Consider the following 22,700-nt stretch of genomic DNA (forward strand, 5'->3'; position numbering starts at 1 on the left):
TCGGTACCGACACCGGCTTAAATGGTTCCGATTCGGCGCGGACCGCGACCGAGGCGGCGTCCGAGCCGCAACCGATGAGAGCCGCAGATCGGGAGATAACGGCGGCAATGATGCCGCCTGGCGCGCCTTTTTGCTCGTCCGGCCTCTGCGGACCGCATGGATCCCGCCGAGTTCCTCGAGGGCGGAGCGGTCGGCGTCTCGGACGAGACGTACGCGGTCTGCCGGACCGACGGCGACCACCCGGACGCGTTCGCGACGGTCCGGGAGGCGAACGAGACGACGGTCGTGATCGAGCAGGGACGGATAGACGCGGTCGAGGCCGACGCGGTCGAGCCGGGGTGGAAGCGGCTCACCTTCGAGATGGAGCTCCCCTTCGAGCTCGTGGGGTTCCTCGCGGCCGTCGCGACGGCGCTCGCCGAGGCCGACGTCTCGGTGTTCGCCCTCTCGTCGTACGCGACCGACCACGTGCTCGTCAAGCGGGACGACCTCGCCGCCGCCGTCCGGAAACTCGAAGGGCTGGGCTGCGAGGTCGCGGACTGACGGCGACGGGCGGCCGGTTCAGTCCTCGTCGCCGAGGATGACGCGGCGGGTCATCGCCTCGGGGTCGAGCACCTCGTCGGCCTCGTCCTCGGTGAGGTAGCCGGCCTCGACCGCGGCCTCGCGGACGCTCTTCCCCTCGTTCAGCGCGGTCTTCGCGACCTTGCTGGCCTTGTCGTAGCCGATCGCGGGGTTCAGCGCGGTCGCCAGCGCCATCGACTGCTCGACGCGCTCGCGCGCGAACTCCTCGTTCGCTTCCAGCTTCCCGACGAAGCGCTCGCCGAACGTCTCGGCGACGTTCGAGAGCAGCGCCGCCGACTCGAGGAAGTTGTGCGCGATCACCGGCTTGTAGAGGTTCAGGTCGATCTCGCCGCGGGCCGCGCCCGCGGAGACGGCGGCGTCGTTGCCGACGACCTGCTTGTGGACCTGGTTGACCGACTCCGCGACGACCGGGTTGATCTTGCCGGGCATGATCGACGAGCCGGGTTGGTTCTCGGGCTGTTCGACCTCGCCGAGCCCGTTGCGCGGGCCCGAGGCGAGCAGCCGCAGGTCGTTGGCCATCTTGTTGAGGCTGCCGGCGATCGTCTTGAGCGCGCCGTGCCCCTCCGCCATCGCGTCGTGGGCGGCCTGCGCCTCGAAGTGGTTCTCCGCCTCGCGGAACTCCGTCCCGGTCTCGTCGGAGATGTACTCCGCGGCCAGCTCCGGGAACTCGGGGTGGGTGTTGAGCCCGGTCCCGACCGCGGTGCCGCCGAGGGCGAGCTCGCGGAGGCTCGGCTGGACGGCCTCGGCGCGCTCGATGCCCTTCGAGACCTGCGTCCGGTAGCCGCCGAACTCCTGGCCGAGCCGGATCGGCGTCGCGTCTTGGAGGTGCGTCCGCCCCGTCTTGACGACGCCGTCGAACTCCGTCTCCTTGGCCTCGAGTTCGGCGTGGAGCGTCTCCAGCGCGGGCACGAGGTCCTTCTCGACGGCCTCCAGCGCGGCGACGTGCATCGCCGTGGGGATCACGTCGTTCGACGACTGCCCGTAGTTGACGTGGTCGTTGGGGTGGACGACCCGGTCGCCGATCTCCGCGCCCGCGATCTCGGCGGCGCGGTTGGCGATGACCTCGTTGGCGTTCATGTTCGAGGAGGTGCCGGAGCCGGTCTGGAACACGTCGACCGGGAACTGGTCGTCGTGCTCGCCCGCGATGACCTCGTCCGCGGCCGCGACGATCGCCTCCGCGGTGTCGTCCTCGACGAGGCCGAGGTCGCGGTTCGCCTGCGCGGCCGCCTTCTTCACGACGCCGAGCGCGCGGATGAACCGCCGGCTCATCGGGATCCCCGAGATCGGGAAGTTCTCGACGGCGCGCTGGGTCTGCGCGCCCCAGTAGGCGTCCGCCGGCACCTGCATCTCGCCGAGGCTGTCCTCTTCCGTGCGGTAGTCGTCTCCCATGTCTCGGCCTTCCCGCGAGACGCTGTAAAAGGTACTGGAAGGCGTCATCCGCGTGTAATCGTGCGATTCGGTAGCAATGCTGTGACTGCCGGTGCGTGCGACTCCCGCGGGTGCTCCGGCGGCTCGCTCGGCTGTCCGGCGGTCGTCGCTAAATCGCCTCTCTCGCCGCGTTTTAGCTGCTCCGGGCGCTCTCGCCCGCGAATTTAATTCGACTGAAACCGCGTCAACTCGGCGCAACGGCGTTCCCGTTATATGTCGCTCCGCCGGCAACGGCCGAGCGCCTATGAGCTCGAACGACTCAGCGATCGGAAGCGCACTCGACCGCGACACGGTTCGGTCGGCGAGCAAGCTACTGATCGGGGCGCTGGCCGTCGTCGGCGTCCTCTCGGTCGTGACGCTGCTCCCGGGGATCGACCGGCTCGTCCCGTTCGCGCCGGTGACGTTCGCCGCGGTCGCGACGGGCGTCGTCGCGCTCGCGGTTGCCGGTATCCTCCTGTACGCCGCGCCCAAATTCGCGCAGCTGACGCGGCTGGCGCTCGACGGGACCGACGCCGAGGGGGACGCGCGACCGGACCGGATCGCCGAGAACGCCGGCGGGATGGCCTACTGGCTCGTGGTCTTCGGGGCGGTCCTCGTCGCGTACCGCGGGCTCGCCGGCGCGGCGATTCCCCTGTTGAACGACGCCGCGTGGGCGTACGACGCCGCGTTCCTGTTCGTCGCGCTCGTCCCCGTCGTCTTCCTCGTCGCCCGACTGACCGTCACGGTGGACCCGCTGGCCGAACTGGTCGCCGACCGCGTCGCCGGCGAGGAGACCGAGGAGGACGCCCGCGAGCCGACCGCGGCGGACGACCGAGACGACGGCTGACGTCGGAACTCGCGCCAGTCGTTCTCTGGGAGAACCGAGAGCGCAATAGCCGAGTCGCCCGCGTCAGGCGTCGTCGATCGGCAGCAGTCCGGCCTCGCGGAGGTCGCCGGCGAGCGCGCCGTCGCCGTGTTCCACGTACGCTTCGGGCGTGTACGTCTTGATCTCCAGCGCGTGGACGGAGCGGGTCATGTGGTCGCCGACCGCGTCGTACACGCGCTCGTGCTGGTCGACGAGCGACTCGCCCTCGAAGGCCGGGGAGACGACGACCGCCGCGAAGTGGGCGTCCTCGTCCTCGTCGTTGTGGATCCGGGGCGCGGTCACGTCCGCGACCGCGTCGGGGAGCTGCTCCTCGATGAGGTCCGCGACCGCCTCGGGTTCGATGGACATGGGCCCGCTCGGTCGCCGACGGGCAAAAGTCGACCGGCCCGGTGCGCCGAGCGCGCGGCGAACGCCCGGCTGGCTCGCGGCGTCGACGCCGCCTACCGCTCGAAGACGAGCCCGTAGTGGAACGGCGGGAGGTCGACCTCCTTCGCGAGCGTCAGGCCGCCGGGGGCGCCCTCGACGGTCTCGCGGGTCGACGCGGGCGTCAGCCGGAGGTCGGTGGGCGGTCCCCGCGGCTCCCCGTCGATCCGCGTCTCCGCGCGCGGTCGGTCGTGCCAGTTGACGACGACGAATCGACCGTCGGGCGCGAGCGCCTCGGAGGCGCCCGACACGAACGACTCCGGGTCCGGTATCCCGTGAAAGGCGTTCAAGAGGAGCGCGGCGTCGACCGGCTCCGGAAGGAGGTCGGCGAGGTCGCGCGCGTCGCCCTCGACGGTCGCGACGTTCGCGATCCCCTGCGCGTCCGTGAGACGGTCAAGCTCCGCGAGGAGGGCTTCGTCGACGTCGACCGCGTAGACGGTCCCGGGATCGGCGACGCGGGCGGCGGGGAGCGCGAAGTAGCCGTTCCCGCTGCCGATCTCGGCGACTGCGTCCCCGGCTTCGAGGCCGAGTTCGCGGAGCGTCTCGCCCGGCGTCGGCCACACGCGACCCCACCAGTCCCAGTCCGGCTGTCCCGTGTTCCGGAATCGTCCCATGCGACTCGTAGTCGCCAGCCGACGGTTATACGTTGCGAGTGCGGCGGCGTCGACCGCCCGTCGAATCGGCGTCCCCCCTCCCCCCGGCTCGTCAGACGCGGTCGAGCCGCGAGAGGCCGCGCCAGATCGCGTCGACAAGCCGCGGTTCGGGGTCGTCGTCCGGGTCCGTCCCGTCCCAGCCCCTCGCGACCGCGTCCTCCAGCACCGGGAGCGAGTGGTTCTCGAAGTTATTCATCCCGCGGAACGACTCCAAGGCGTCGCGGGCGTCGTCGCCGAACTCGGCGGTCGGCTCGCCGTCGTAGAAGCCGAGGTCGGCGAGCGCCGACTCGACGGCACGGGCCGCGTCGCCGGTCAGCTCCCGGGTCTCGGCGGGCGCTTCGCGCTCTAAGAGCGTCACGTCGTAGATCTTGAACACGCGCTCCAGTTCGTCGATCGGGCGCTCGTGGTCGTCGACGCGCACGTCGACCCAGCGGTCGTTCCGCCCGTCGTACCCGCCCTCGGGCTTGGCGACGTACAGCGCCGCGGCCTGCTCGCCGCGCTTGTCGCCGCCGGCCTCGTTGCCCGCGTGGAGCGCGGCGATCAGCCGCTCCGGGAGCCCGCCGTCGGTCTCCTCGAACGCCGCGGCCATCGCGTCGAGGGTGTCGGCGTTCTCCAAGATGTTCCCCTGGACCGTGTAGTGGTCGCCCTGGCGGTCGCCGGCGTGGTCGTGACACTCCTCGCCGGTGAACGCCGCGGGCGGCTCGTCGGGGTCGACGGCGACGACGCCCACCTGTCGCGACGGGGCCTCGTCGTCCGCCGCCGTGAGCCGCTCGATCGCGTCGGCGGGCGCGTGGCCCTCGCGCAGCAGGTCGAGCCCGTCGGGGCCGTACGCGACGTTCGCGAAGCTCTGCGTGGCGACCGCGCCCGCGTCGGCGCTGACGAACGGGACCACGGAGCCGACGCTGACGAACTTCGACTGGACCGCCACGCCGACCGCGCCCGTCTCCGGGTCGCGGGCGGCGATCGAGAAGGTCGAGGGTCGAGGTGGCATGCGAGAGGCACCGTCGGTCGCCGCGATCTTAAATCCGGCCGTCGCGGTTCTGAACGCTTATCCCCGCCGACCGACTTCGATCGGGTATGAGCGACGACGACGCCGTCGATGTCGAGTCCGCCGACGACGAGGGCGACGCGGCGAGCGCGAACGGCACGGCGGAGGCGACCGCCGACGGAGCGAGCGGGGAGTCGGCCGCCGGCGACGACGGCGGCGCCCGCGCCGAGAGCGAGGCGCTGGCCGCGGCCGTCGCCGAGCACGACGAGGCGCTCGCCCGCGAGGTGGCGGCGCTGGAGGCGGACCTCGCCGAGACCCGCGAGGCGCTCCGCGAGCGCGACGAGGAGGTCGAGGAGCTGACGAGCAAGCTCGCCCGCGTCAAGGCGGACTTCAGCAACTACAAGGAGCGCGCGAAACGGAAGCAGGAGGACATCCGCGAGCGCGCCTCCGAGGCGCTCGTCGAGCGGCTCACCCCCGTTCGAAACGACCTCCTGCGCGCGCTCGACCAGGACGAGGGGAGCGACCTCCGGCCCGGCGTCGAGTCGACGCTGGAGAAGTTCGACGACGTGCTCGCCGAGGAGGGCGTCGCGGCGATCGACCCGGAGCCGGGCGAGGAGGTCGACCCCGCACGCCACCAGGTGATGCTCCGCGTCGACAGCGACCGCGCGGAGGGAACGATCCACGAGGTGTACGAGCCCGGCTACGAGATGGGCGACCGCGTGCTGAGCGAGGCGAAGGTGACCGTCAGCACCGGCGACGGCGAGTGACGCGACCGGCTTTTCACGACCGGACCGCCGCCTCGTAGGCGTCGATCAGGTCGTCGACCCCGGCGTCCGGCTCCGCCGTGTGCGGCACGGAGAGCGGCGAGACCGACACCTCGCCGTCCACGACGGCGCGCCGGTCGGTCCCCACGGGGTCGGGGACGTCGTCCTCGTTCATCCGGCCCCAGATCGGGTCGGAGAACCCGACCCGACCGTCGCCGTTCCGCTCCGCCCGCAGTCCGTACCACGTCGACGGCGTCGTGACGCGCAGCGGCGCGCGGTCGGCGTCCGCGATCGGCGCGTTGACGTTGAGGTAGTCCGCGCGGTCGAACACGCCCGCCTCGACCGCCTCGTCGACGAGGAACCGGGTCGCGCGGGCCGCGTGCGCGAAGTCTTGTCCCTCGAACTCGCGTTTCCACCAGTCGTCGCCGCCGGGAACGTACATCGACGTCGCCACCGCGGGCACGTCGAAGAACGACGCCTCGACCGCCGCGGAGACGGTCCCCGACCGACCGAGCGTGTACGCGCCGAGGTTCGCGCCCTCGTTACAGCCCGCGACGACCGCGTCCGCCTCGGGGACGAGCTCGTCGAGCCCCGCGACGACGCAGTCGACCGGCGTGCCGTCGACGACGTACCCCAGCTCGTGGTCGTCGACGGCGACGTCGTCGGAGAGCAGGCGCCCCACCGACGACTGGTCGTCCGCCGGCGCGACGACGGTCACCGCGTACTCAGTCGCGAGCGCGTCGTAGAGCGCGCGCAGCCCCGCCGCGTCGACGCCGTCGTCGTTGGTCAAGAGGATCCGGTCGACGCTCATACCCGTATCAGGGGCGAGTCGGGCAAAAGTCCACCGTCGATCGGCGGGAGCCGCCGAGTGGACTCGGATCGAACGGAAAAGCACACGTATCGCCGGACCGACCGGTCGGTATGGGATTCGGGGACACCGCCAAGAAGATCCAGACGCTCGCGGACCGCGCCGAGCGGACCTACAAGAAGATCAGCGAACTGCGCGACGAGGTCGACGAGACGCAGGAGACCGTCGTCGACACCTCCGAGCGCGTGAAGGCGCTCGAAAACGAGATGGCCGAGCAGCGCGCCGTCCTCGACGCCGTCGCCGAGGAGGTCGGCGTCGACCTCGAACGGGTGAGCACCGAGGCGCACATCACCGACGCGGAGGAGGGAGCGGCCGCGAGCGACGGCGGCGACGCGGACGGCGACGCCGGAGAGGACGCCGCGTAGTCGCCGCGGTCAGTCGTCGCTCGCCGCCGCGTCGGTCCGCGAGACGACCTCCGCCGGGACTCCCGCGACGGTCGCGCCCGGCGGCACGTCTTCCGCGACGAGCGAGTTCGCGGCGACGCGCGCGCCCTCGCCGACCGTGACGCCGGGCAGGACGACCGCCCCCGCGCCGATCATCGCCTGCTCCTCGACGACCACGTCGCCGAGCCGGTACTCCTCATGGAGGAACTCGTGGCACAGCAGCGTGGCGTCGTACCCGATTATCGCGTCGTCGTCGACGCGGATCCGCTCGGGCCAGAACACGTCCGGCGTCGACTCCAGCCCCCACGAGACGCCCTCCCCGACCGTGACGCCGATCCGCCGAAGCAGCCAGTTCTTCAGCCGGAGGCTCGGGCAGATCCGCGCGAGGACGATCGCGACGTAGTTGCGGACGACCGCGAGCGGCGACTTCGCGTCCGGCCACGACCACAGCGAGTTGCGGGCGCCCGGGGTCGGGAACCGGTCGAGGCGGTCGCTTCGGGACGGCTCCTCGCGGGTCGCGGCCGCGTCGTCGTCTGTCACGTCACGCCGTTCGGACGGGGAGAATAAAAGGGTCGCTCCGGGCCGGCGATCGAGCGACGGGACCGGATCAGTGCCGCAGTTCGTCCATGTGGTCGATCCGGCGCCGGACGAGGTCGGCCGTGCCGATGTCGTGGCGGATGCGGACGCGGTCGCCCGCGGCGGCCAGCGCGTCCTCGGCCTGCGCCTCCGCGGCCGCGATCGAGTCGCCGCGGCCGACGACGGCGAACGCCCGCGACGTGGTCGTGTACAGGCGGCCGTCGCGCTCGTCGACGCTCGCGTAGTAGAGGAGCGCGTCGCCCGCGCTTTCCTCGTCGACCGCGATCTCGGCGCCCGCGTCGGGGTCGGTCGGGTAGCCGTCCGGAACCGCGTACTTACAGACGGTGGCCTCGCCCGAGAAGGAGAGTTCGGGGAGCGGCTCGCCGTCGCGCGCGGCGGCGAGCACGTCGACGAACGGCGTGTCGAGGACGGGCAGCGTGTTCATCGCCTCCGGGTCGCCGAAGCGCGCGTTGAACTCGACCACCTTCGGCCCCTCGTCGGTGAGCATGAACTGCCCGTAGAGGACGCCCTTGTAGTCGGGGAGCGCGTCGACGACGGCCTCCAGCACGTCGACCGCGGCGTCGTAGTCGCCCTCGGTCATGAATGGGAGCGAGAAGCCGGTGTCGGTGTACGACCCCATCCCGCCCGTGTTCGGTCCCTCGTCGCCCTCGTAGGCGCGCTTGTGGTCTTGGACCGCGGGGGTCGTCCGGACGTCGCCGTTCGCGACGAAGGCCTGGATAGTGAACTCCTCGCCGACGAGCCGCTCCTCCAAGACGACGCGGTCGTAGTCGGAGTCCCGGAGGTACGCCTCGGCCTCTTCCGGGGTCACCTGGTCGCCGATCACCTTCACGCCCTTGCCGCCGGTTAGCCCGGCGGGCTTGACAGCGAGGTCGCCGTCGTAGCCCTCGATGTGCTCGCAGGCCGCGTCCATGTCGTCGAACACCGCGTAGTCCGGGCAGCCGGGGATCGCGTTCCGCTCCATGAACTCACGCTGGTACGCCTTGTCCGTCTCCAGACGGGCCTCCGCCGCCCGCGGGCCGAAGGCGTAGACGCCGGCGTCGTCTAATGCGTCCGCGACCCCGGCCTCCAGCGCGGACTCCGGGCCGATGACGGCCAGGTCGGCGCCGACCGCGGTCGCGTACTCGGCGACGGCCGCGGCGTCGGTCTCGTCGATCGACTCGAACCTGTCCGCGAGCCGGCGGATCCCCGGGTTCCGGACGCTCGCGCAGGCGTACAGCGCGCAGTCGTCGGCCACCGCCCGGGCGATCGCGTGTTCGCGGCCGCCGCCCCCCACCAACAGCACGGTCTCCGTCATGCCCGACGGGTGACCGCACGGTAGTGTAAACCTTACTCTCTCCGCGGCCCGAGATATGCGCGTTCGTGGATATTCTCGTCGCTGGCGGCGGCGCTCGGCGCGCCCCGGACGCCTTTTGCCTCGCCGGGCCGAATCAGGCCCATGTCACAGCCGACCGAGCGGAACCGCCTCGACGGGGAGGCGAGTCCCTACCTCCGACAGCACGCCGACAACCCCGTCAACTGGCAGCCGTGGGGCGACGAGGCGTTCGAGCGCGCTCGCGAGCACGACGTGCCCGTGTTCGTCTCCATCGGCTACTCCTCGTGTCACTGGTGTCACGTCATGGCCGAGGAGAGCTTCGAGGACGAGTCGGTCGCGGGCGTGATCAACGACTCGTTCGTCCCGGTGAAGGTCGACCGCGAGGAGCGTCCGGACGTCGACAGCACGTTCATGACCGTCTGCCAGCTCGTCACGGGGGGCGGCGGCTGGCCGCTCTCGGCGTGGTGTACGCCCGAGGGGGAGCCGTTCTACGTCGGGACCTACTTCCCGCCCGAGCCGCGGCGGAATCAGCCCGGGTTCCGCGGCCTCTGTGAACGGATCGCCGACTCCTGGAGCGACCCCGAGCAGCGCGAGGAGATGAAGCGGCGCGCCGACCAGTGGACCCAGAGCGCGCGCGACGAGCTGGAGTCGGTGCCGACGCCCGCCGAGGGCGACGCGTCGCCGCCCGGGTCGGACCTGCTCGACACGGCCGCCGCCGCGGCGCTGCGCGGCTACGACGAGGAGTACGGCGGCTTCGGGAGCGGCGGCGCGAAGTTCCCGATGCCGGGCCGGATCGACCTCCTGATGCGCGCGTACGCCGCCCGCGGCCGCGACGCGCTCCTGTCGGCCGCGACGGGGACCCTCGACGGGATGGCCGACGGCGGGATGTACGACCAGGTCGGCGGCGGGTTCCACCGCTACGCGGTCGACCGGCAGTGGACCGTTCCGCACTTCGAGAAGATGCTGTACGACAACGCCGAACTGCCGATGGCCTACCTCGACGGCTACCGGCTCACCGGCGAGCCGCGGTACGCCCGCGTCGCGAGCGAGTCGCTGGCGTTCCTCGACCGCGAGCTCCGCCACGACGGCGGCGGGTTCTTCAGCACGCTCGACGCGCGGAGCCGCCAACCCGCGAGCCGCCGAGACGACTCGGAGCCGGACGAGGGAGAGGACGGCGAAAACGTCGAGGGGGCGTTCTACGTCTGGACGCCCGAGGAGGTCGACGCGGTCCTCGACGAGCCGGCGGCGTCGCTGGCGAAGGAGCGGTACGGGATCCGACCCGGCGGCAACTTCGAGCGCGGCACGACCGTCCCGACGGTGGCCGCGTCGGTCGAGGAGCTGGCAGCGGACCGCGACCTGTCGCGCGATGAGGTCCGCGAGACGCTCGTCGAGGCGCGCACGGCGCTGTTCGACGCCCGGGAGTCGCGGCCGCGCCCCGCCCGCGACGAGAAGGTGCTGGCGTCGTGGAACGGGCGAGCGATCTCCGCGTTCGCGAGGGCGGGGGACGTCTTGGGGGAACCGTACGCCGAGATCGCCCGCGAGGCGCTCGACTTCTGTCGCGAGCGGCTCTACGACGCCGACGCCGACGCGGGCGAACTCGCGCGCCGCTGGCTCGACGGCGACGTGCGGGGGCCGGGCTACCTCGACGACTACGCGTTCCTCGCGCGCGGCGCGCTCGACACCTACGCCGCGACCGGCGACCCGGAGCCGCTCGGGTTCGCCCTGGACCTGGCCGACGCGCTCGTCGCCGAGTTCTACGACGACGACGACGGCACGATCTACTTCACGCGGGACCTCGACGGCGAGAGCGCGGGAACGGACGATTCCGGCCCGCTCATCGCCCGCCCGCAGGAGTTCACCGACCGCTCGACGCCGTCGAGCCTCGGGGTCGCGGCCGAGACGCTGGCGCTCCTCGACGGCTTCCGGACCGACGGGGAGTTCCGGGAGATCGCCGAGCGCGTCGTGACGACCCACGGCGACCGGATCCGCGGGAGCCCCCTCGAACACGCCTCGCTCGTGCGGGCCGCGGACCTCGTCGAGACCGGCGGGATCGAGGTGACGGTCGCCGCCGACGAGGTCCCGCGCGAGTGGCGCGAGACGCTCGGGCAGCGGTACCTGCCGGGGGCCCTCGTGGCGCCTCGGCCGGCCGGAGAAGACGGGCTCGACGAGTGGCTCGACCGCCTCGGCATGGCCGAGACTCCACCGATCTGGGCGGACCGCGACGCGACCGACGGCGAGCCGACCGCCTACGTCTGCGAGGGGTTCACCTGCTCGCCGCCGCGGACGGACCTCGACGCCGCGCTCGGGTGGCTCGGCGACGGCGAGTGACCGCGGCTCCGTCGGGAGCCGGAACCGTTTAGCCGTCCGGGGCCGGTACTTTCGCCAGTGTACGACTTCGTCGTCGTCGGAGCGGGGCCGGCCGGATCGCGGTTCGCCCGCCGGGCCGCCGGGGCGGGACGCGAGGTCCTCCTCCTGGAGTCGGGGACCGTCGGCGAGCCGCTGGCCTGCTCCGGCCACGTCTCCACGGACCTCTGGGAGTACGTCGACGACGGGGCTGCGGAGCGGCTCCGGCAGAACCGGGTGTTCGGCGCGCGCTTCCACGTCGGTGGCCCGGAGTCGACCGCCTACCCCTTCTACAAGCGGGAGCCCGTCTCGAACGTGATCGACCGCGTCGGCCTCGACCGGACGCTGGCCGACCTCGCCGAGGCGGCGGGCGCGGACCTCCGCGAGGACCACACGGTCGTCTCGGTCGACGAGCGCGACGACCGCGTCGTCGTCGAGGCCAGCCTGGGCGACGGCGGCACGGAACGGTTCGAGTCGCGGATGGTCGCCGGCTGCGACGGGCCGACCTCGCGGGTGCGCCGCGCGCTCGACCTCCCGGAGCCGGACGAACTGCTCCACGGTGTCCTCGGCTTCGACGACGAGGCGGACGGAGGCGACTACGTCGACGTCCACCTCACCGCCCCGACGTTCTTCGCGTGGCGGATCCCCCGCGGCGAGGCGGGCGTCGAGTACGGGCTCGCCGCGCCGCCGAGCGCGGACGTCTCCGCGCGGTTCGACCGCCTCACCGACGCGTACGGCGCGACGACCGACCGCCGCTGCTCGGGCGCGATCCCCGTCGGCCCGCCGGCGCGGACGACGAGCGACCGCGGGTTCCTGATCGGCGACGCCGCCGCGCAGACGAAGCCGTTCACCGGGGGCGGAATCTTATACGGGATGCGCGCGGCCGACGTCGCCGCGGCGGCGATCGACCCGCGCGACCCGGCGACGCTCGCCGACTACGAGTCGGGGTGGCGCGAGGAGCTCGCCACAGAGATCCGGCTCGGGAGGGCGATCCGCCGGTGTTACTCGCTGCCGGAGCCGGTCCAGCGGATCGGCCTCCGAGCGCTCTCGGGAGAGATCGGCGTCCACATGGACGAGCCGTCCTCGTTCTTCTCCCCGTCGAACCTGCGGGCGCTGTTCTCGCGGGGCAGTCCGCCGGAGTGAGGCGAGGCGGTGAGTGGGCGGTACCGGAACCGTCAGCGGAAGGGCTACTCTTCGACGACGTTCGCGAACGAGACGTTCTCGCGGACGCTCGTGATCTCGACGGTCGGCTCCTCGCCGGGCTCGGCGTCGGGGACGATGACGACGTAGCCGCGCTCGATCTTGGCGATCCCGTCGCCCTTGTCGCCCAGCGTCTCGATGGTCACGTCGCGGACCTCGCCCTCGGAGACGGGCGGGTCGGGCTGGACGGCGCCGGCGGCCCCGCGCGAGGTGGGGCGCTGCCCGTCGTCGGAGGGCGATCCGCCCCCGGTGCCCCCGGTGTCGTGTCCGGACGAGGCGCCGCCGTCGGATCCCGCGCCCGAGGCGTCGTCAGCCACTTCGGCTCGGTCGAGGACGGCGATCCGATACGTCTCCCCGACGCTGACGCTGCCGTGTTCGATCTCCGATGCCGGAACGGTGACCACGTAGTCGTCGCCGCGAGACTCCACCCGGCCGGTGTACAGACACGCGAGAGAATCAGTGATTTCGACCATGCCCTCTCGTTGCGCGCACGGGGATGAAAAGCCACCTGTTCAGGCGTTCCACGCCCGATGGTAAACGTTTACCCTGTTCCGAATAAATCGGAGGGTATGAGCCGGAACTACGAGTCGCTCCACGACCCGAACGCGGAGTACACGATGCGGGAGCTCTCCGCAGAGACGATGGGGACCACGGGGTCGCGCGGCGGCGACCGCGACGTCGAGATCACGGACGTTCAGACGACGATGGTCGACGGGAACTTCCCGTGGACGCTCGTCCGCGTGTACACCGACGCGGGCGTCGTCGGGACCGGCGAGGCGTACTGGGGCGCGGGCGTTCCGGAGCTGATCGAGCGCATGAAGCCGTTCGTGATCGGCGAGAACCCGCTCGACATCGACCGCCTCTACGAGCACCTCATCCAGAAGATGTCGGGCGAGGGCTCCGTCGAGGGCGTCACGGTCACCGCGATCTCCGGCATCGAGGTCGCGCTCCACGACCTCGCCGGCAAGATCCTCGACGTGCCGGCCTACCAGCTGCTCGGCGGGAAGTACCGCGACGAGATGCGCGTCTACTGCGACTGCCACACCGAGGAGGAGGCGGACCCCGAGGCGTGCGCGGACGAGGCCGAGCGCGTCGTCGACGAACTCGGCTACGACGCGCTGAAGTTCGACCTCGACGTGCCGAGCGGCTTCGAGAAGGACCGCGCGAACCGCCACCTCCGGCCCGGCGAGATCCGCCACAAGACGGAGATCGTCGAGGCGGTCACGGAGCGCGTGAAGGACAAGGCGGACGTCTCCTTCGACTGCCACTGGACGTTCTCGGGCGGCTCCGCCAAGCGCCTCGCGGACGCCATCGAGGAGTACGACGTCTGGTGGCTCGAAGACCCCGTACCGCCGGAGAACCTCGAGGTCCAGGAGGAGGTCACGAAGAACACGGTCACGCCGATCGCGGTCGGCGAGAACCGCTACCGCGTCACGGAGCTCCGGCGGCTCATCGAGAACCAGGCGGTCGACATCGTCGCTCCCGACCTGCCGAAGGTCGGCGGGATGCGGGAGACGCGCAAGATCGCCGACGTCGCGAACCAGTACTACGTGCCGGTCGCGATGCACAACGTCGCCTCGCCGATCGCGACGATGGCCGCGACGCACGTCGGCGCGGCGATCCCGAACTCGCTCGCCATCGAGTACCACTCCTACGAGCTGGGCTGGTGGGAGGACCTCGTCGAGGAGGACGTCATCGAGGACGGCTACATCGAGGTGCCCGAGGAGCCGGGCCTGGGCGTCACGCTCGACATGGACGCCGTCGAGGAGCACATGGTCGAGGGCGAGACGTTGTTCGACGAGGAGTGAAACGATTCGTCGAGCGCGGGAATCACTGATTTCCGCAGTTCGACGAAGCATAGGCCGAACTCAAGTGAGAAGACTTCCTCTTGTTCGGGCCGGACTCACGCGTTCTCGACGATTTCGTCGCGAGCGACTGCGTCGAGTCCACGCCGGTCCAGTTCCGCTTCTATCTCCCGCACACGGGGTGCGATCGCGTCCGGTTCGTGGCTGTCGGTCCCGACCGTCACGTCGACGCCGGCGTCGACGAGGCGGTCGAGGAAGGCGGGGGCCGGGTGGAACTCGCCGTAGTCGTCGAGCAGCCGCCCGGCGTTGATCTCCGGGACAGTCCGGGAGTCGCGGAACGCCTCGGCGACCGCCGCGTAGTGGTCCTCGGTCGCGAAGCCGCGGAGGTGCGGGTTGCGCTCGATCAGGTCCGGGTGCGCGGCGATCGCGAACAGTTCCGACTCGATCAGGGCGACCAGCTTCTCGAAGTAGCGGTCGACGAGCGCCCGGCGCTCGGACGCCGGCTTGTCGGCGAAGTGCGAGCGGGTGTGGACGTTCGCGCCGTCGAGGTCGTGGACGCTGCCGACGGCGTAGTCGAACGCCGCCTCTTCGAGGAACTCGTCGATCGCGCCCTCGTGCGCCGGGTCGTAGTCCACCTCCGCCGCGTCGAACACGTCGACGTCGACGGCGTCGCGGACCGACTCGATCGCGTCGCGGCGGCGCTCGTAGGTCAGGTCGAGGTTGAACCCGAACGCGCGCTTGTGCTCTCTCGCGTTCGGCTCCGGCGAGACGTTACAGTGGTCGGCGAACCCGATCCCGTCGAGCCCCGCGTCCGCGGCGGCCTCGACCATCCACCGGAGGAACGCCCCGTCCGAGTAGTTCGTGTGGGCGTGGTAGTCGTACACGGCGGGCGTTGGCCCCGGGCGAACTCGAAGGTTCGGGTCGTGCGGGAACGACCGGCGCGCGGCGGTCCGCCGCGACCGCGTCGACCGGTCGGCGGGTACGAAGCCAGCAATATAATCCGGGGAACGCGTTGAAAGTTCATTTAGGAAATCTTTTGATACTTATGTGTGATAGCTGATCCCATGGGTGTTACTGACAAGATAAACTGTCGCGTCGTCGACGACGACTCCCGGCCGCTGGCGGGGCGGATCGTCATCGGCGAGCGGCGGGACGGCGACCGAATCGGCCACTGGATGACCGGAGCCGACGGGGACTTCGTCCTCGAGGCGGACGGCGGCACCGCTCTCGACGAGGTCTCCTTCACCGTGCGGAACCCCGCGCAGGGCGGGACCGAGGAGCCGGTCCGACGGCGAAAGCGACCGGACGGGAGCGAGGCGACGCTCCGCCTGACGGTGAACGCGCGCGACATCATGCTCCACGGAGGCAGCGAACACCGCGGGATGAACGACGCGGCGTGTACGGCCGCGGGCCCGGTCCGGAGCCACCGGTTCTACACGCAGTTCCCGGAGCTGGACCCATACGACCGCGACGAGGACCTGCTCCGGACGCTGGGGGGAACCGACGGGGAGGTCGGGGCGCCGATGATGGAGACGCCCGACGACCCGGTCGGCGACGCCGAGACCCCGGCCGGCTACGGCATCTTCGGCCAGTACGTCGACCACGACATCACGTTCGACCCGACCTCCGACATCGACCGGCGCAACGACCCGGCCGCGCTCCGGAACTTCCGGACGCCCGCGCTCGACCTCGACTCGCTGTACCGGACGAACGCCGAGACGGCCCCGTTCCTCTACGACCACGACGCGGACGAGCGCAAGCTGCTCACCGGCGAGGCGGCCCCGCCGGAGGGCGACGGCGACGGCGGCGTCTTCGGCCCGCCGGGGACGGACCTCCAACGGAACGAGCAGGGCACGGCGGTGATCGGCGACCCGCGGAACGACGAGAACGTCGTCGTCTCGCAGCTCCAGCTCGCGTTCGCGAACTTCCACAATCGGATCGTGGACCACCTGCTCGGTCCCGGCTCGTCGCTCGTCGAGGAGGACGAGTCCGTCCTCGAAGCCGCGCAGCGGCTCGTCATGTGGCACTACCAGTGGGTGGTGCGACACGACCTCCTCCCGCGGATCTGCGACCGCTACGTCCTGGCCGACATCGAGGAGCGCGGCCGGCAGTTCTTCCTCCCGCCGGGGCGCCCGCCGGCGATCCCGGTTGAGTTCGGCGGGGCCGCGTACCGGTTCGGCCACAGCATGATCCCGCACGCGTTCGACGTCAACGACGAGGTCGGGGAGGTGCCGCTGTTCCCGACCGACTCCGGGGAGGAGGACCGCCACCTCCGCGGCGGGGGACCCGTGTCGAGCGACCTCGTCGTCGACTGGTCCCGGCTGCTCGACACCGGCGACGGCGACTACCAGCCCTCGCGGAAGATCGAGCCCCTCCTCGCGCCGGCGCTGTTCGAGCTCCCGGTGTCCGGCGACAGGTCGCTCGCCGTCCGGAACCTCCGCCGCGGGAAGGCGCTCGGGCTGGCCTCCGGACAGGACGTCGCCGCCCGGATGGGGTGCGACCCGATCCGGAACGAGGCGTTCGGCGACGAGTCGCCGATCATGCGGACGCTCCGGGCGCACGGCCGCGGCGCCGACCCCGACGCGCCGCTGTGGTACTACGTGCTCGCCGAGGCCGACTACCAGCAGGACGGCGAGCGGCTCGGCGCGGTCGGCAGTCGCATCGTCGCGGAGACGCTCATCGGACTCATCGAGGCCGACGAGACCGCCTACCCCAACGCCGCGCCCGACGGCTGGGAGCCGAGCCTCCCGCAGCCGACGCCGACCGACGGGTACACGCTGGCCGACATCACGGCCTTCGCCGCGGAGGCGAGGCCGGACGGGCTCGTCATCGACGCCGTCGACGCGGGACCGGGCAGCGGGGTCGGCGACGGCGCGGGCGACGCGCTCGACGAGTCGGTGACGCTCCGGAACATCGCCGACGACCCGATCGATCTGACGGGCTACGTCATCGACCTCGACGGGCAGCGCGACGACCTCCCGAGCGCGACGCTCGACCCCGACGAGACGCTGACCGTCCACGTCGGGAGCGGCACGGACTCGGCCGCCGACCACTACCTCGGCCGTAACGCCCCCGCCCTCGACGACGATGGAGAGGTCGTGACCGTGTTCGATCCGGACGGCGAGCGCACGACGAGGCGGCGATACGTCGGGTGACGGGGCGGGGGACAGGGTAGTTCGACGAAAGCGGGTGACGGCGTCGGCGACGCCTCACCGCCCTTCGCCGACGAGCGCGTTCGTCGAGATGACGAGGAACGAGACGCCCGAGAGGCCGGCGATGAGTGCGAACGACGCGCCCCAGCCGAGGACGTCGGCGACGAGTCCGACGCCGACGGAGCCGGCCGAGCCGATCACGGTGTAGACGGTCCGGATCAGTCCGAAGCCGGCCCCCCGCTCGGCGTCCCCGAGCGCGTCCATGAACCGGGGGTCGATGGCGGAGAAGAACGAGGAGCCGAGGCCGGCGAGGAACACGGCGACGCCGAGCCCGACGGTCGTCGGGAGCGCCGGCAGGCCGACCGCGACGGGGAGCCGGACGAGGTCGGGGAGCGCGACCAGCGAGCCCAGCCCGAGCGCCCCGCCGAGGAGGGACGCGGCGATGCTCGCGTCGCGTCCCAACCGGTCGGAGAGGCGGCCGAGCCCGACCTGCGCCCCCGCCCGGACGACGAAGAACGCCGAGAAGACGCCGCCGGCGAACGCCGGCGAGTAGCCGCGGAACTCGACGAGGAACGTCGGCAAAAAGGAGATGACGCCCTGCGCGACGTACGTCCCGAGCGTGGCCACCGCGAGCGGGACGAGTATCTCGCGCCGGCCGATCAACTCGAACAGCGGGCCGAGCCGGAGCCGCTCGGCCATCGGCTGCTCCGGGCGACGCGGCTCGGTGGGGCGGACGCGCCGCGCGAAGAGGACGAAGATGGGGACGCCGACGAGCGCGGCCAGCGCGACGCCGGGCCGCCAGCCGTAGCGCACGCCGACCCACGTCGCGGCGACGGGCGCGATCAGGCCGGCGAGCGGACCGCCGAGCGAGTGGATCCCCACCGCGGTGCCGAGGTCGTCGAACGTCCGCGAGAGCAGCGTGGTCGCCACGGCGTAGTGGAGTCCCGCCGCGAGCCCCAAGAGCACCGCCGCCACCACGAACGCGGGGAATATCGGAACCGCCGCCAGCAGCAGGCTCATCGCCGTCGTCCCGCCGACCGCGACGAGGATCACCCGACGCTCGCCGTACCGGTCGGCGAGGATCCCGCTCGGGAACTGCGAGAGCCCGTAGGCGAACCACATCCCCGAGAGCGCGACCCCGACGGCCGTGTTCGAGACGCCGAAGTCGTCGATGATGAGTGGGACGACCGGGCTGATCGCCAGCCGGGCGAAGTAGGTGACGAAGAACGCCAGCATACACAGCGTCAACACCGTGTGGCGGTACCGCCAGTTCATCCGACGGTCACTGGCGACCCCTCGGGGCGGTCGGGCGTCAACCCTTTCGGTTTCGGCGGGCCGCGCGCCGTCCGGGGGCGGTCAGCGCGCGGCCGCCGGGTCCACTCGACTCCCGACCCACAGGAGCGTGAGGAGGAGCCCGGCGACGGACGCGGGCAGGAACCATCGGAACGCGGCGAGCAGCCCCGCCGACGCCTGAACGCCGATCACCGCGAGGAAGGCGGGGCCGCAGCAGGCGACCCCCGAGAGGACCCCCGGGAGCCCCGCGGCGGCGCCCGCGCCGGCACCGATCCGGCAGGCGGCGGGCCCGCGCCACGCGACGACGGAGACGGCGAGCGTGACGCCGACGAGCGCCGCGAGCGCGAGCCCGACGACGGCGTTGACCGGGGCGAAGAGGTACTCGACCGGCCCCGCGGAGAGCAGCGCCACGGGCTCGTACTGGAACGGCGCGACGCGACGCGTCGCCAGCGCGACCGGACCCTCGACGACGACGAGGTCGAACCGGGGGGCCGAGGCGACCGCGCCGGCGCGCACCCCGAGGTGGCCGAGCCCGAGGTGGTACGCCACGAGATAGGCTGCGGCGACGGCGGCCGCGGTCGCCCGGCCGTCGCGCCGACCGAGGGCGGCGCGGACGGCGAACGCCGTCCGACGAACCAACCCGACGAGCCACGCGCGCGCCGATTCCGCCGGGGCGGCGGTCTCAGCGGCCATCGCCCGCCCCCGTGTGCTCGCCGACGAACGCGGTGTCCGGGTAGAAGCCGTACCAGGCGAACCACATCGCGTCGAACGCGAGGAGGCGTTCGAGCGGCAGATCCGCGGCCGCGAACCCGCCCTCGTCGCCGACTCGGTAGCCGTCGCCGTCCGGATCCACCGCGACGCCGTCGGGGTTCCGGTAGACGTGGCCGGTCGAGAGGGCCGGATCCGCGACGGCGACGACGGCAGCGCCGCCCTCGCCGACGGTCCCGGTCAGGACGCGCTCCGAGCGCAGCGTCGCCCCGTCGAACGCGACTGCGCCAGCCGCGGTCCGCGCCCCGACGACGACCGACTTGGCGTGGCCCTCCTCCGGGGACGCGAGCGGCGGAAACCGGGTTCCGTCCCGGGAGTAGTAGCCGCTCAGCGGCGCGTAGCTCCCGTAGGGATCGCTGTCGTAGCGGCGGACGTAGCCGGTCTCTTCGGTCATGAGGAGCGAGTCGGGATGTCGCGCTGCCCACTCGCCGGCGGTCGTCCACGCGACGCTGAACTCGTCGAGGGTCTCGCCGGTCATCGGCCCGTCGATCCCGGTGGCGAGCATCTGCGGCCACCAGCTGTCGGTGGCGCGGTCGTACATGATCAGGTTCGAGTTGACGAGTCGGCCCGACACCCCGAACGTCGTGTCGCCGCGATGGAACCCCTGCGCCGTCCCGGTGAGCGGACAGTACGTGACCGCGACCGGCTCGCCGCCGACCTCGTCGTTGACGATCTCGTGGTGCGAGAGGATGCGACGGGGGTACGCCTTCGCCTCGCCGCCGCGGACGACGCCGAACACCGGCTCGTTGCTCGGCGAGTCCGCCTCTTCGATGGGGCGGAAGGCGGGCTCGTCGACCGAGGGGATCCCGTCTTTCCCGACGCCGCCGTCGAGCGACTCGGAGACGAGCCCGTCGGCCTCGTACGCGATGTGATACCCGTCGTCGACCGTCGGCGGGGGAGACCCGCCGCCCGACTCCTCGGTGCTTCGGCCGGCGGAGTCCGTCGCTCGGCCCCCGAGGCAGCCGGCGAGGGACGCACCGCCGACCGCCGCGATTCCGGCCAGCGCCGCGCGGCGGGTACTGTTCATGCCGCTCTCTCCGGCTTCGAGCGTATAAAGTCCGAAGCGCGGGTGTAAGTGACACGCACACCCGCTGTCGGGGGGCGGATCGGAGCTCGACGGAGCGCGTTCGCTACTCGTGACCGCTCGACGACCGCTCCGCGAGGCGCTCCGCGATGACCGCGCCGGCGGTCCGCGGGTCGGCCTCGCGGACCGTCACCGCGTCGCCGACCGCGACCCGGCCGGGTTCGACCACGTCACAGCAGAGGCCGCCGCGGTTCCGGAGCGCCGACGCGAGGCCGTCCTCGCCGGCGAGCTCCTCGAGGTGCGCACACGGCGGTCTCCGTCGGGTCGGTCGCAGGAGGGCGTCGCCGACGGCGACGGTCGCGCCCAGGAGCGAGTCCATCCCCGCGCCGAACCCCTCGACGACCACGTTCCGGCGGTGACGGCCGTCGCGCACGTCGACGCCGGTCTCCGCGTGGACCGCGGCGAGCGCCTCCGCGGCGACGAGGGTGACCGCGCAGCCGTCGAGCTGAAAGTGGCCGTCGCCGCGCCGATAGCGATCCCCCTCGACGCCGTCCGGCCGGATCTCGACCGCCTCGCGACCGACGGGCGGGGCACCGCCCTCGGGGGCCGTCACGAGGCCGGCGACCGCGCCGGGGGTCGCGTCCGCGCTGGTCGATTCGGGTGGCCGGTCCGCCGGCATCAGGGCCCTCCGAGGAGGGTCTCGTCGTCCGGCTTCAGCCACTCGCGGTGCGCGTAGTAGAGCGCGGCGACCGGGGGCGCGGGGAGCGCGGCGAGCGCGTACACCCACTTGAAGACGCCGAGGTCGGCGACCCCCCGCTCAGCGAGCGAGAGCGCGTCGAGCAGGATGGTCGCGGTCGCCAGCGGCGCGAGCAGGTACCCGTGCGCGAACGAGACCGCCGCGCCGACCGGCGTCTCGGGGGTCAAGAGCGCCCAGTCGAGCGCGTACAGGAGCGTCCAGACCGCGACGGTGGCGGCCAGCGCGGCGAGCCACGGCCCGTCGAAGCGCCGGTCCGGGGCGTCGGGCGAGCCCGCCGGGTCGCCGTCGGACCGCTCCGTCGGTTCAGCGCGCGTGTTCACGACGGATCTGCGCGCCGGACGCTAATCAACTCCCGGGTGAGCCCGCCGGCGGCGCGGTCACTCGTCGTCGAAGGTGCCCGCGGTCAGGTACCGCTCGCCGCTGTCCCAGTAGACCGTGACGACGAGCGGCTCCTCGCCGTCGAACGCGCCGCTCTCGCGCAGCTCGGCCGCGACGTCCTTCGCCGCGAGGTTCGACGCGCCCGACGACTGGCCGACCAGGATGCCCTCCTCGCGGGCGAGCCGCCGACACTCGGCCTCGGCGTCGGCCAGCTCGACCGTGTGGACCTCGTCGATCAGGTCAACGTCGAGGTTCGGCGAGACGAACCCCGGGCCCATCCCCTGGAAGCCGTCGACGCTCGGCTCCTCGCCGGAGAGCACGGCGTTGTCAGCTGGCTCGACGGCGTCGATCCGCACGTCCGGGAAGGCCTCGCGCAGCCGGCGGCCGATCCCGGTGATCGTCCCGCCGGTGCCGACCCCGGCGACCAGCGCGTCGACGGTGCGGTCGCCCACCTGGTCGAGTATCTCCGGCCCCGTCGTCTCGTAGTGGGCGCGGGGGTTCGCCGGGTTCTCGAACTGGCGGAGCTGGACGGTGTTGGGCTCGCCTTCGAGCTCGTCCGCGCGGTCCTTCGCGTCCGAGATGTCGCCGTCGACGAGCTCGACGGTCGCGCCGTACGCCCTCATCAGCCGGCGGCGCTCGATCGACTTCCCCTCGGGGATGACGAGGGTGACGTCGTAGCCGCGCGCCGCGCCGGCCATCGCGAGCCCGATGCCGGTGTTGCCCGACGTGGGCTCGACGATGCGGTCGCCCGGCCCGATCTCGCCCGCCGCCTCGGCGGCCTCGATCATGTACAGCGCGGGGCGGTCCTTCGCCGAGCCGCCCGGGTTGCGGGACTCGACCTTCGCCGCGACCGTCGTCCCCGCGGGCGCGTCGACCCGCACCAGCGGCGAGCCGAGCGTCGACAGGATGTCGTCGTCCATTACCCGAACGGAGGCGGTCGCGACAAAAAGGCCCCGCGGACTCCGGCAAGCGATGTCGACCGTGGTGACGGACTCTCCGAATAAATCGCGACGCAGCGACCGAGTGTGCTGACAAGCAGTGACCGCACCCCGGAGATACGGAGATAGTTGCGGTGGCGCGTGCCTGCGAGCGGCCGCCGTCGGCGGCCGCGAGTCAGCAC

At 72.1% G+C, this 22,700-nt stretch carries 23 protein-coding genes; 8 read left to right on the forward strand and 15 right to left on the reverse strand.

Annotated elements, in window-relative coordinates; genetic code table 11:
- The first annotated feature begins 156 nt into the window (after positions 1 to 156).
- A complete protein-coding gene (locus Q0116_RS00385; RefSeq protein WP_297884459.1) occupies positions 157 to 540 on the forward strand; it encodes an ACT domain-containing protein in 384 nt (127 codons plus the stop codon).
- Between the two features lie 18 nt (positions 541 to 558).
- Here the strand turns inward: Q0116_RS00385 and Q0116_RS00390 are convergent, their stop codons facing one another.
- Positions 559 to 1,968 (reverse strand): aspartate ammonia-lyase, encoded by a 1,410-nt coding sequence (locus tag Q0116_RS00390; RefSeq protein WP_297884461.1) that lies wholly within the window; start codon positions 1,966 to 1,968, stop codon positions 559 to 561.
- A gap of 283 nt (positions 1,969 to 2,251) precedes the next feature.
- Between Q0116_RS00390 and Q0116_RS00395 the strand changes: the two genes are divergently transcribed.
- Entirely contained in the window at positions 2,252 to 2,833 is a 582-nt protein-coding gene (locus Q0116_RS00395) for a hypothetical protein (protein ID WP_297884463.1), read from the forward strand.
- A gap of 63 nt (positions 2,834 to 2,896) precedes the next feature.
- On the opposite strand, the gene Q0116_RS00400 is transcribed toward Q0116_RS00395, so the two are convergent.
- From Q0116_RS00400 to Q0116_RS00410, 3 genes are all read right to left on the reverse strand, one after another.
- The gene (locus tag Q0116_RS00400) at positions 2,897 to 3,220 is read right to left on the reverse strand and encodes a BolA family protein (RefSeq protein WP_297884465.1); all 324 of its coding nucleotides are present in this window, start codon (positions 3,218 to 3,220) and stop codon (positions 2,897 to 2,899) included.
- Positions 3,221 to 3,312: 92 nt separating this feature from the next.
- Positions 3,313 to 3,909, reverse strand: a complete 597-nt coding sequence (locus Q0116_RS00405) for a class I SAM-dependent methyltransferase (RefSeq protein WP_297884467.1) — start codon at positions 3,907 to 3,909, stop codon at positions 3,313 to 3,315.
- 91 nt (positions 3,910 to 4,000) lie between these two features.
- Positions 4,001 to 4,939, reverse strand: a complete 939-nt coding sequence (locus tag Q0116_RS00410; RefSeq protein WP_297884468.1) for a DUF1028 domain-containing protein — start codon at positions 4,937 to 4,939, stop codon at positions 4,001 to 4,003.
- Between the two features lie 86 nt (positions 4,940 to 5,025).
- Between Q0116_RS00410 and grpE the strand changes: the two genes are divergently transcribed.
- Positions 5,026 to 5,703: a nucleotide exchange factor GrpE gene (grpE, locus tag Q0116_RS00415; protein ID WP_297884469.1), complete on the forward strand. Its 678-nt coding sequence runs from the start codon at positions 5,026 to 5,028 to the stop codon at positions 5,701 to 5,703.
- A gap of 13 nt (positions 5,704 to 5,716) precedes the next feature.
- On the opposite strand, the gene Q0116_RS00420 is transcribed toward grpE, so the two are convergent.
- On the reverse strand, positions 5,717 to 6,511 hold the full coding sequence (locus Q0116_RS00420; protein ID WP_297884471.1) for a 5'/3'-nucleotidase SurE: 795 nt from the start codon (positions 6,509 to 6,511) through the stop codon (positions 5,717 to 5,719).
- Between the two features lie 110 nt (positions 6,512 to 6,621).
- Between Q0116_RS00420 and Q0116_RS00425 the strand changes: the two genes are divergently transcribed.
- Positions 6,622 to 6,933 (forward strand): DUF5798 family protein, encoded by a 312-nt coding sequence (locus Q0116_RS00425; protein ID WP_297884472.1) that lies wholly within the window; start codon positions 6,622 to 6,624, stop codon positions 6,931 to 6,933.
- A gap of 9 nt (positions 6,934 to 6,942) precedes the next feature.
- Here the strand turns inward: Q0116_RS00425 and Q0116_RS00430 are convergent, their stop codons facing one another.
- Both Q0116_RS00430 and purD read right to left on the reverse strand, forming a co-directional pair.
- The gene (locus tag Q0116_RS00430) at positions 6,943 to 7,491 is read right to left on the reverse strand and encodes an acyltransferase (RefSeq protein ID WP_297884473.1); all 549 of its coding nucleotides are present in this window, start codon (positions 7,489 to 7,491) and stop codon (positions 6,943 to 6,945) included.
- A 67-nt stretch (positions 7,492 to 7,558) separates the two neighbouring features.
- A complete protein-coding gene (purD, locus tag Q0116_RS00435; protein ID WP_297884474.1) occupies positions 7,559 to 8,842 on the reverse strand; it encodes a phosphoribosylamine--glycine ligase in 1,284 nt (427 codons plus the stop codon).
- Between the two features lie 141 nt (positions 8,843 to 8,983).
- Between purD and Q0116_RS00440 the strand changes: the two genes are divergently transcribed.
- A complete protein-coding gene (locus Q0116_RS00440; RefSeq protein ID WP_297884476.1) occupies positions 8,984 to 11,188 on the forward strand; it encodes a thioredoxin domain-containing protein in 2,205 nt (734 codons plus the stop codon).
- 57 nt (positions 11,189 to 11,245) lie between these two features.
- Positions 11,246 to 12,346, forward strand: a complete 1,101-nt coding sequence (locus Q0116_RS00445; RefSeq protein WP_297884478.1) for a geranylgeranyl reductase family protein — start codon at positions 11,246 to 11,248, stop codon at positions 12,344 to 12,346.
- A gap of 44 nt (positions 12,347 to 12,390) precedes the next feature.
- On the opposite strand, the gene Q0116_RS00450 is transcribed toward Q0116_RS00445, so the two are convergent.
- Positions 12,391 to 12,876, reverse strand: coding sequence for a TRAM domain-containing protein (locus Q0116_RS00450; RefSeq protein WP_297884480.1), 486 nt, complete (start codon positions 12,874 to 12,876; stop codon positions 12,391 to 12,393).
- A 96-nt stretch (positions 12,877 to 12,972) separates the two neighbouring features.
- Between Q0116_RS00450 and Q0116_RS00455 the strand changes: the two genes are divergently transcribed.
- Entirely contained in the window at positions 12,973 to 14,211 is a 1,239-nt protein-coding gene (locus Q0116_RS00455; protein ID WP_297884482.1) for a mandelate racemase/muconate lactonizing enzyme family protein, read from the forward strand.
- A gap of 95 nt (positions 14,212 to 14,306) precedes the next feature.
- Here Q0116_RS00455 and Q0116_RS00460 read toward each other — a convergent pair whose 3' ends face one another.
- Positions 14,307 to 15,092 carry a PHP domain-containing protein gene (locus tag Q0116_RS00460; protein WP_297884484.1) on the reverse strand — a complete coding sequence of 262 codons (786 nt, stop codon included), beginning with the start codon at positions 15,090 to 15,092 and terminating at the stop codon, positions 14,307 to 14,309.
- A gap of 180 nt (positions 15,093 to 15,272) precedes the next feature.
- Between Q0116_RS00460 and Q0116_RS00465 the strand changes: the two genes are divergently transcribed.
- Positions 15,273 to 17,363, forward strand: a complete 2,091-nt coding sequence (locus tag Q0116_RS00465) for a peroxidase family protein (protein WP_297884486.1) — start codon at positions 15,273 to 15,275, stop codon at positions 17,361 to 17,363.
- A 54-nt stretch (positions 17,364 to 17,417) separates the two neighbouring features.
- Here Q0116_RS00465 and Q0116_RS00470 read toward each other — a convergent pair whose 3' ends face one another.
- The 6 genes from Q0116_RS00470 to Q0116_RS00495 form a co-directional block, all read right to left on the reverse strand.
- Positions 17,418 to 18,635 (reverse strand): MFS transporter, encoded by a 1,218-nt coding sequence (locus Q0116_RS00470; protein ID WP_297884488.1) that lies wholly within the window; start codon positions 18,633 to 18,635, stop codon positions 17,418 to 17,420.
- 81 nt (positions 18,636 to 18,716) lie between these two features.
- Positions 18,717 to 19,346 carry a hypothetical protein gene (locus tag Q0116_RS00475; protein WP_297884490.1) on the reverse strand — a complete coding sequence of 210 codons (630 nt, stop codon included), beginning with the start codon at positions 19,344 to 19,346 and terminating at the stop codon, positions 18,717 to 18,719.
- Complete coding sequence (locus tag Q0116_RS00480) at positions 19,336 to 20,448, reverse strand: DUF3179 domain-containing protein (protein WP_297884491.1); 1,113 nt, start codon at positions 20,446 to 20,448, stop codon at positions 19,336 to 19,338. The genes Q0116_RS00475 and Q0116_RS00480 overlap by 11 nt, the downstream gene beginning before the upstream one ends.
- A 103-nt stretch (positions 20,449 to 20,551) precedes the next feature.
- Positions 20,552 to 21,124, reverse strand: coding sequence for an MOSC domain-containing protein (locus tag Q0116_RS00485; RefSeq protein WP_297884493.1), 573 nt, complete (start codon positions 21,122 to 21,124; stop codon positions 20,552 to 20,554).
- Positions 21,124 to 21,522 (reverse strand): hypothetical protein, encoded by a 399-nt coding sequence (locus Q0116_RS00490; protein WP_297884495.1) that lies wholly within the window; start codon positions 21,520 to 21,522, stop codon positions 21,124 to 21,126. The genes Q0116_RS00485 and Q0116_RS00490 overlap by 1 nt, the downstream gene beginning before the upstream one ends.
- 57 nt (positions 21,523 to 21,579) lie before the next feature.
- The gene (locus Q0116_RS00495; protein ID WP_297884497.1) at positions 21,580 to 22,500 is read right to left on the reverse strand and encodes a PLP-dependent cysteine synthase family protein; all 921 of its coding nucleotides are present in this window, start codon (positions 22,498 to 22,500) and stop codon (positions 21,580 to 21,582) included.
- Between the last annotated feature and the right edge of the window lie 200 nt (positions 22,501 to 22,700).

This window comes from uncultured Halorubrum sp., assembly GCF_937146585.1.
GTDB lineage: Archaea > Halobacteriota > Halobacteria > Halobacteriales > Haloferacaceae > Halorubrum > Halorubrum miltondacostae.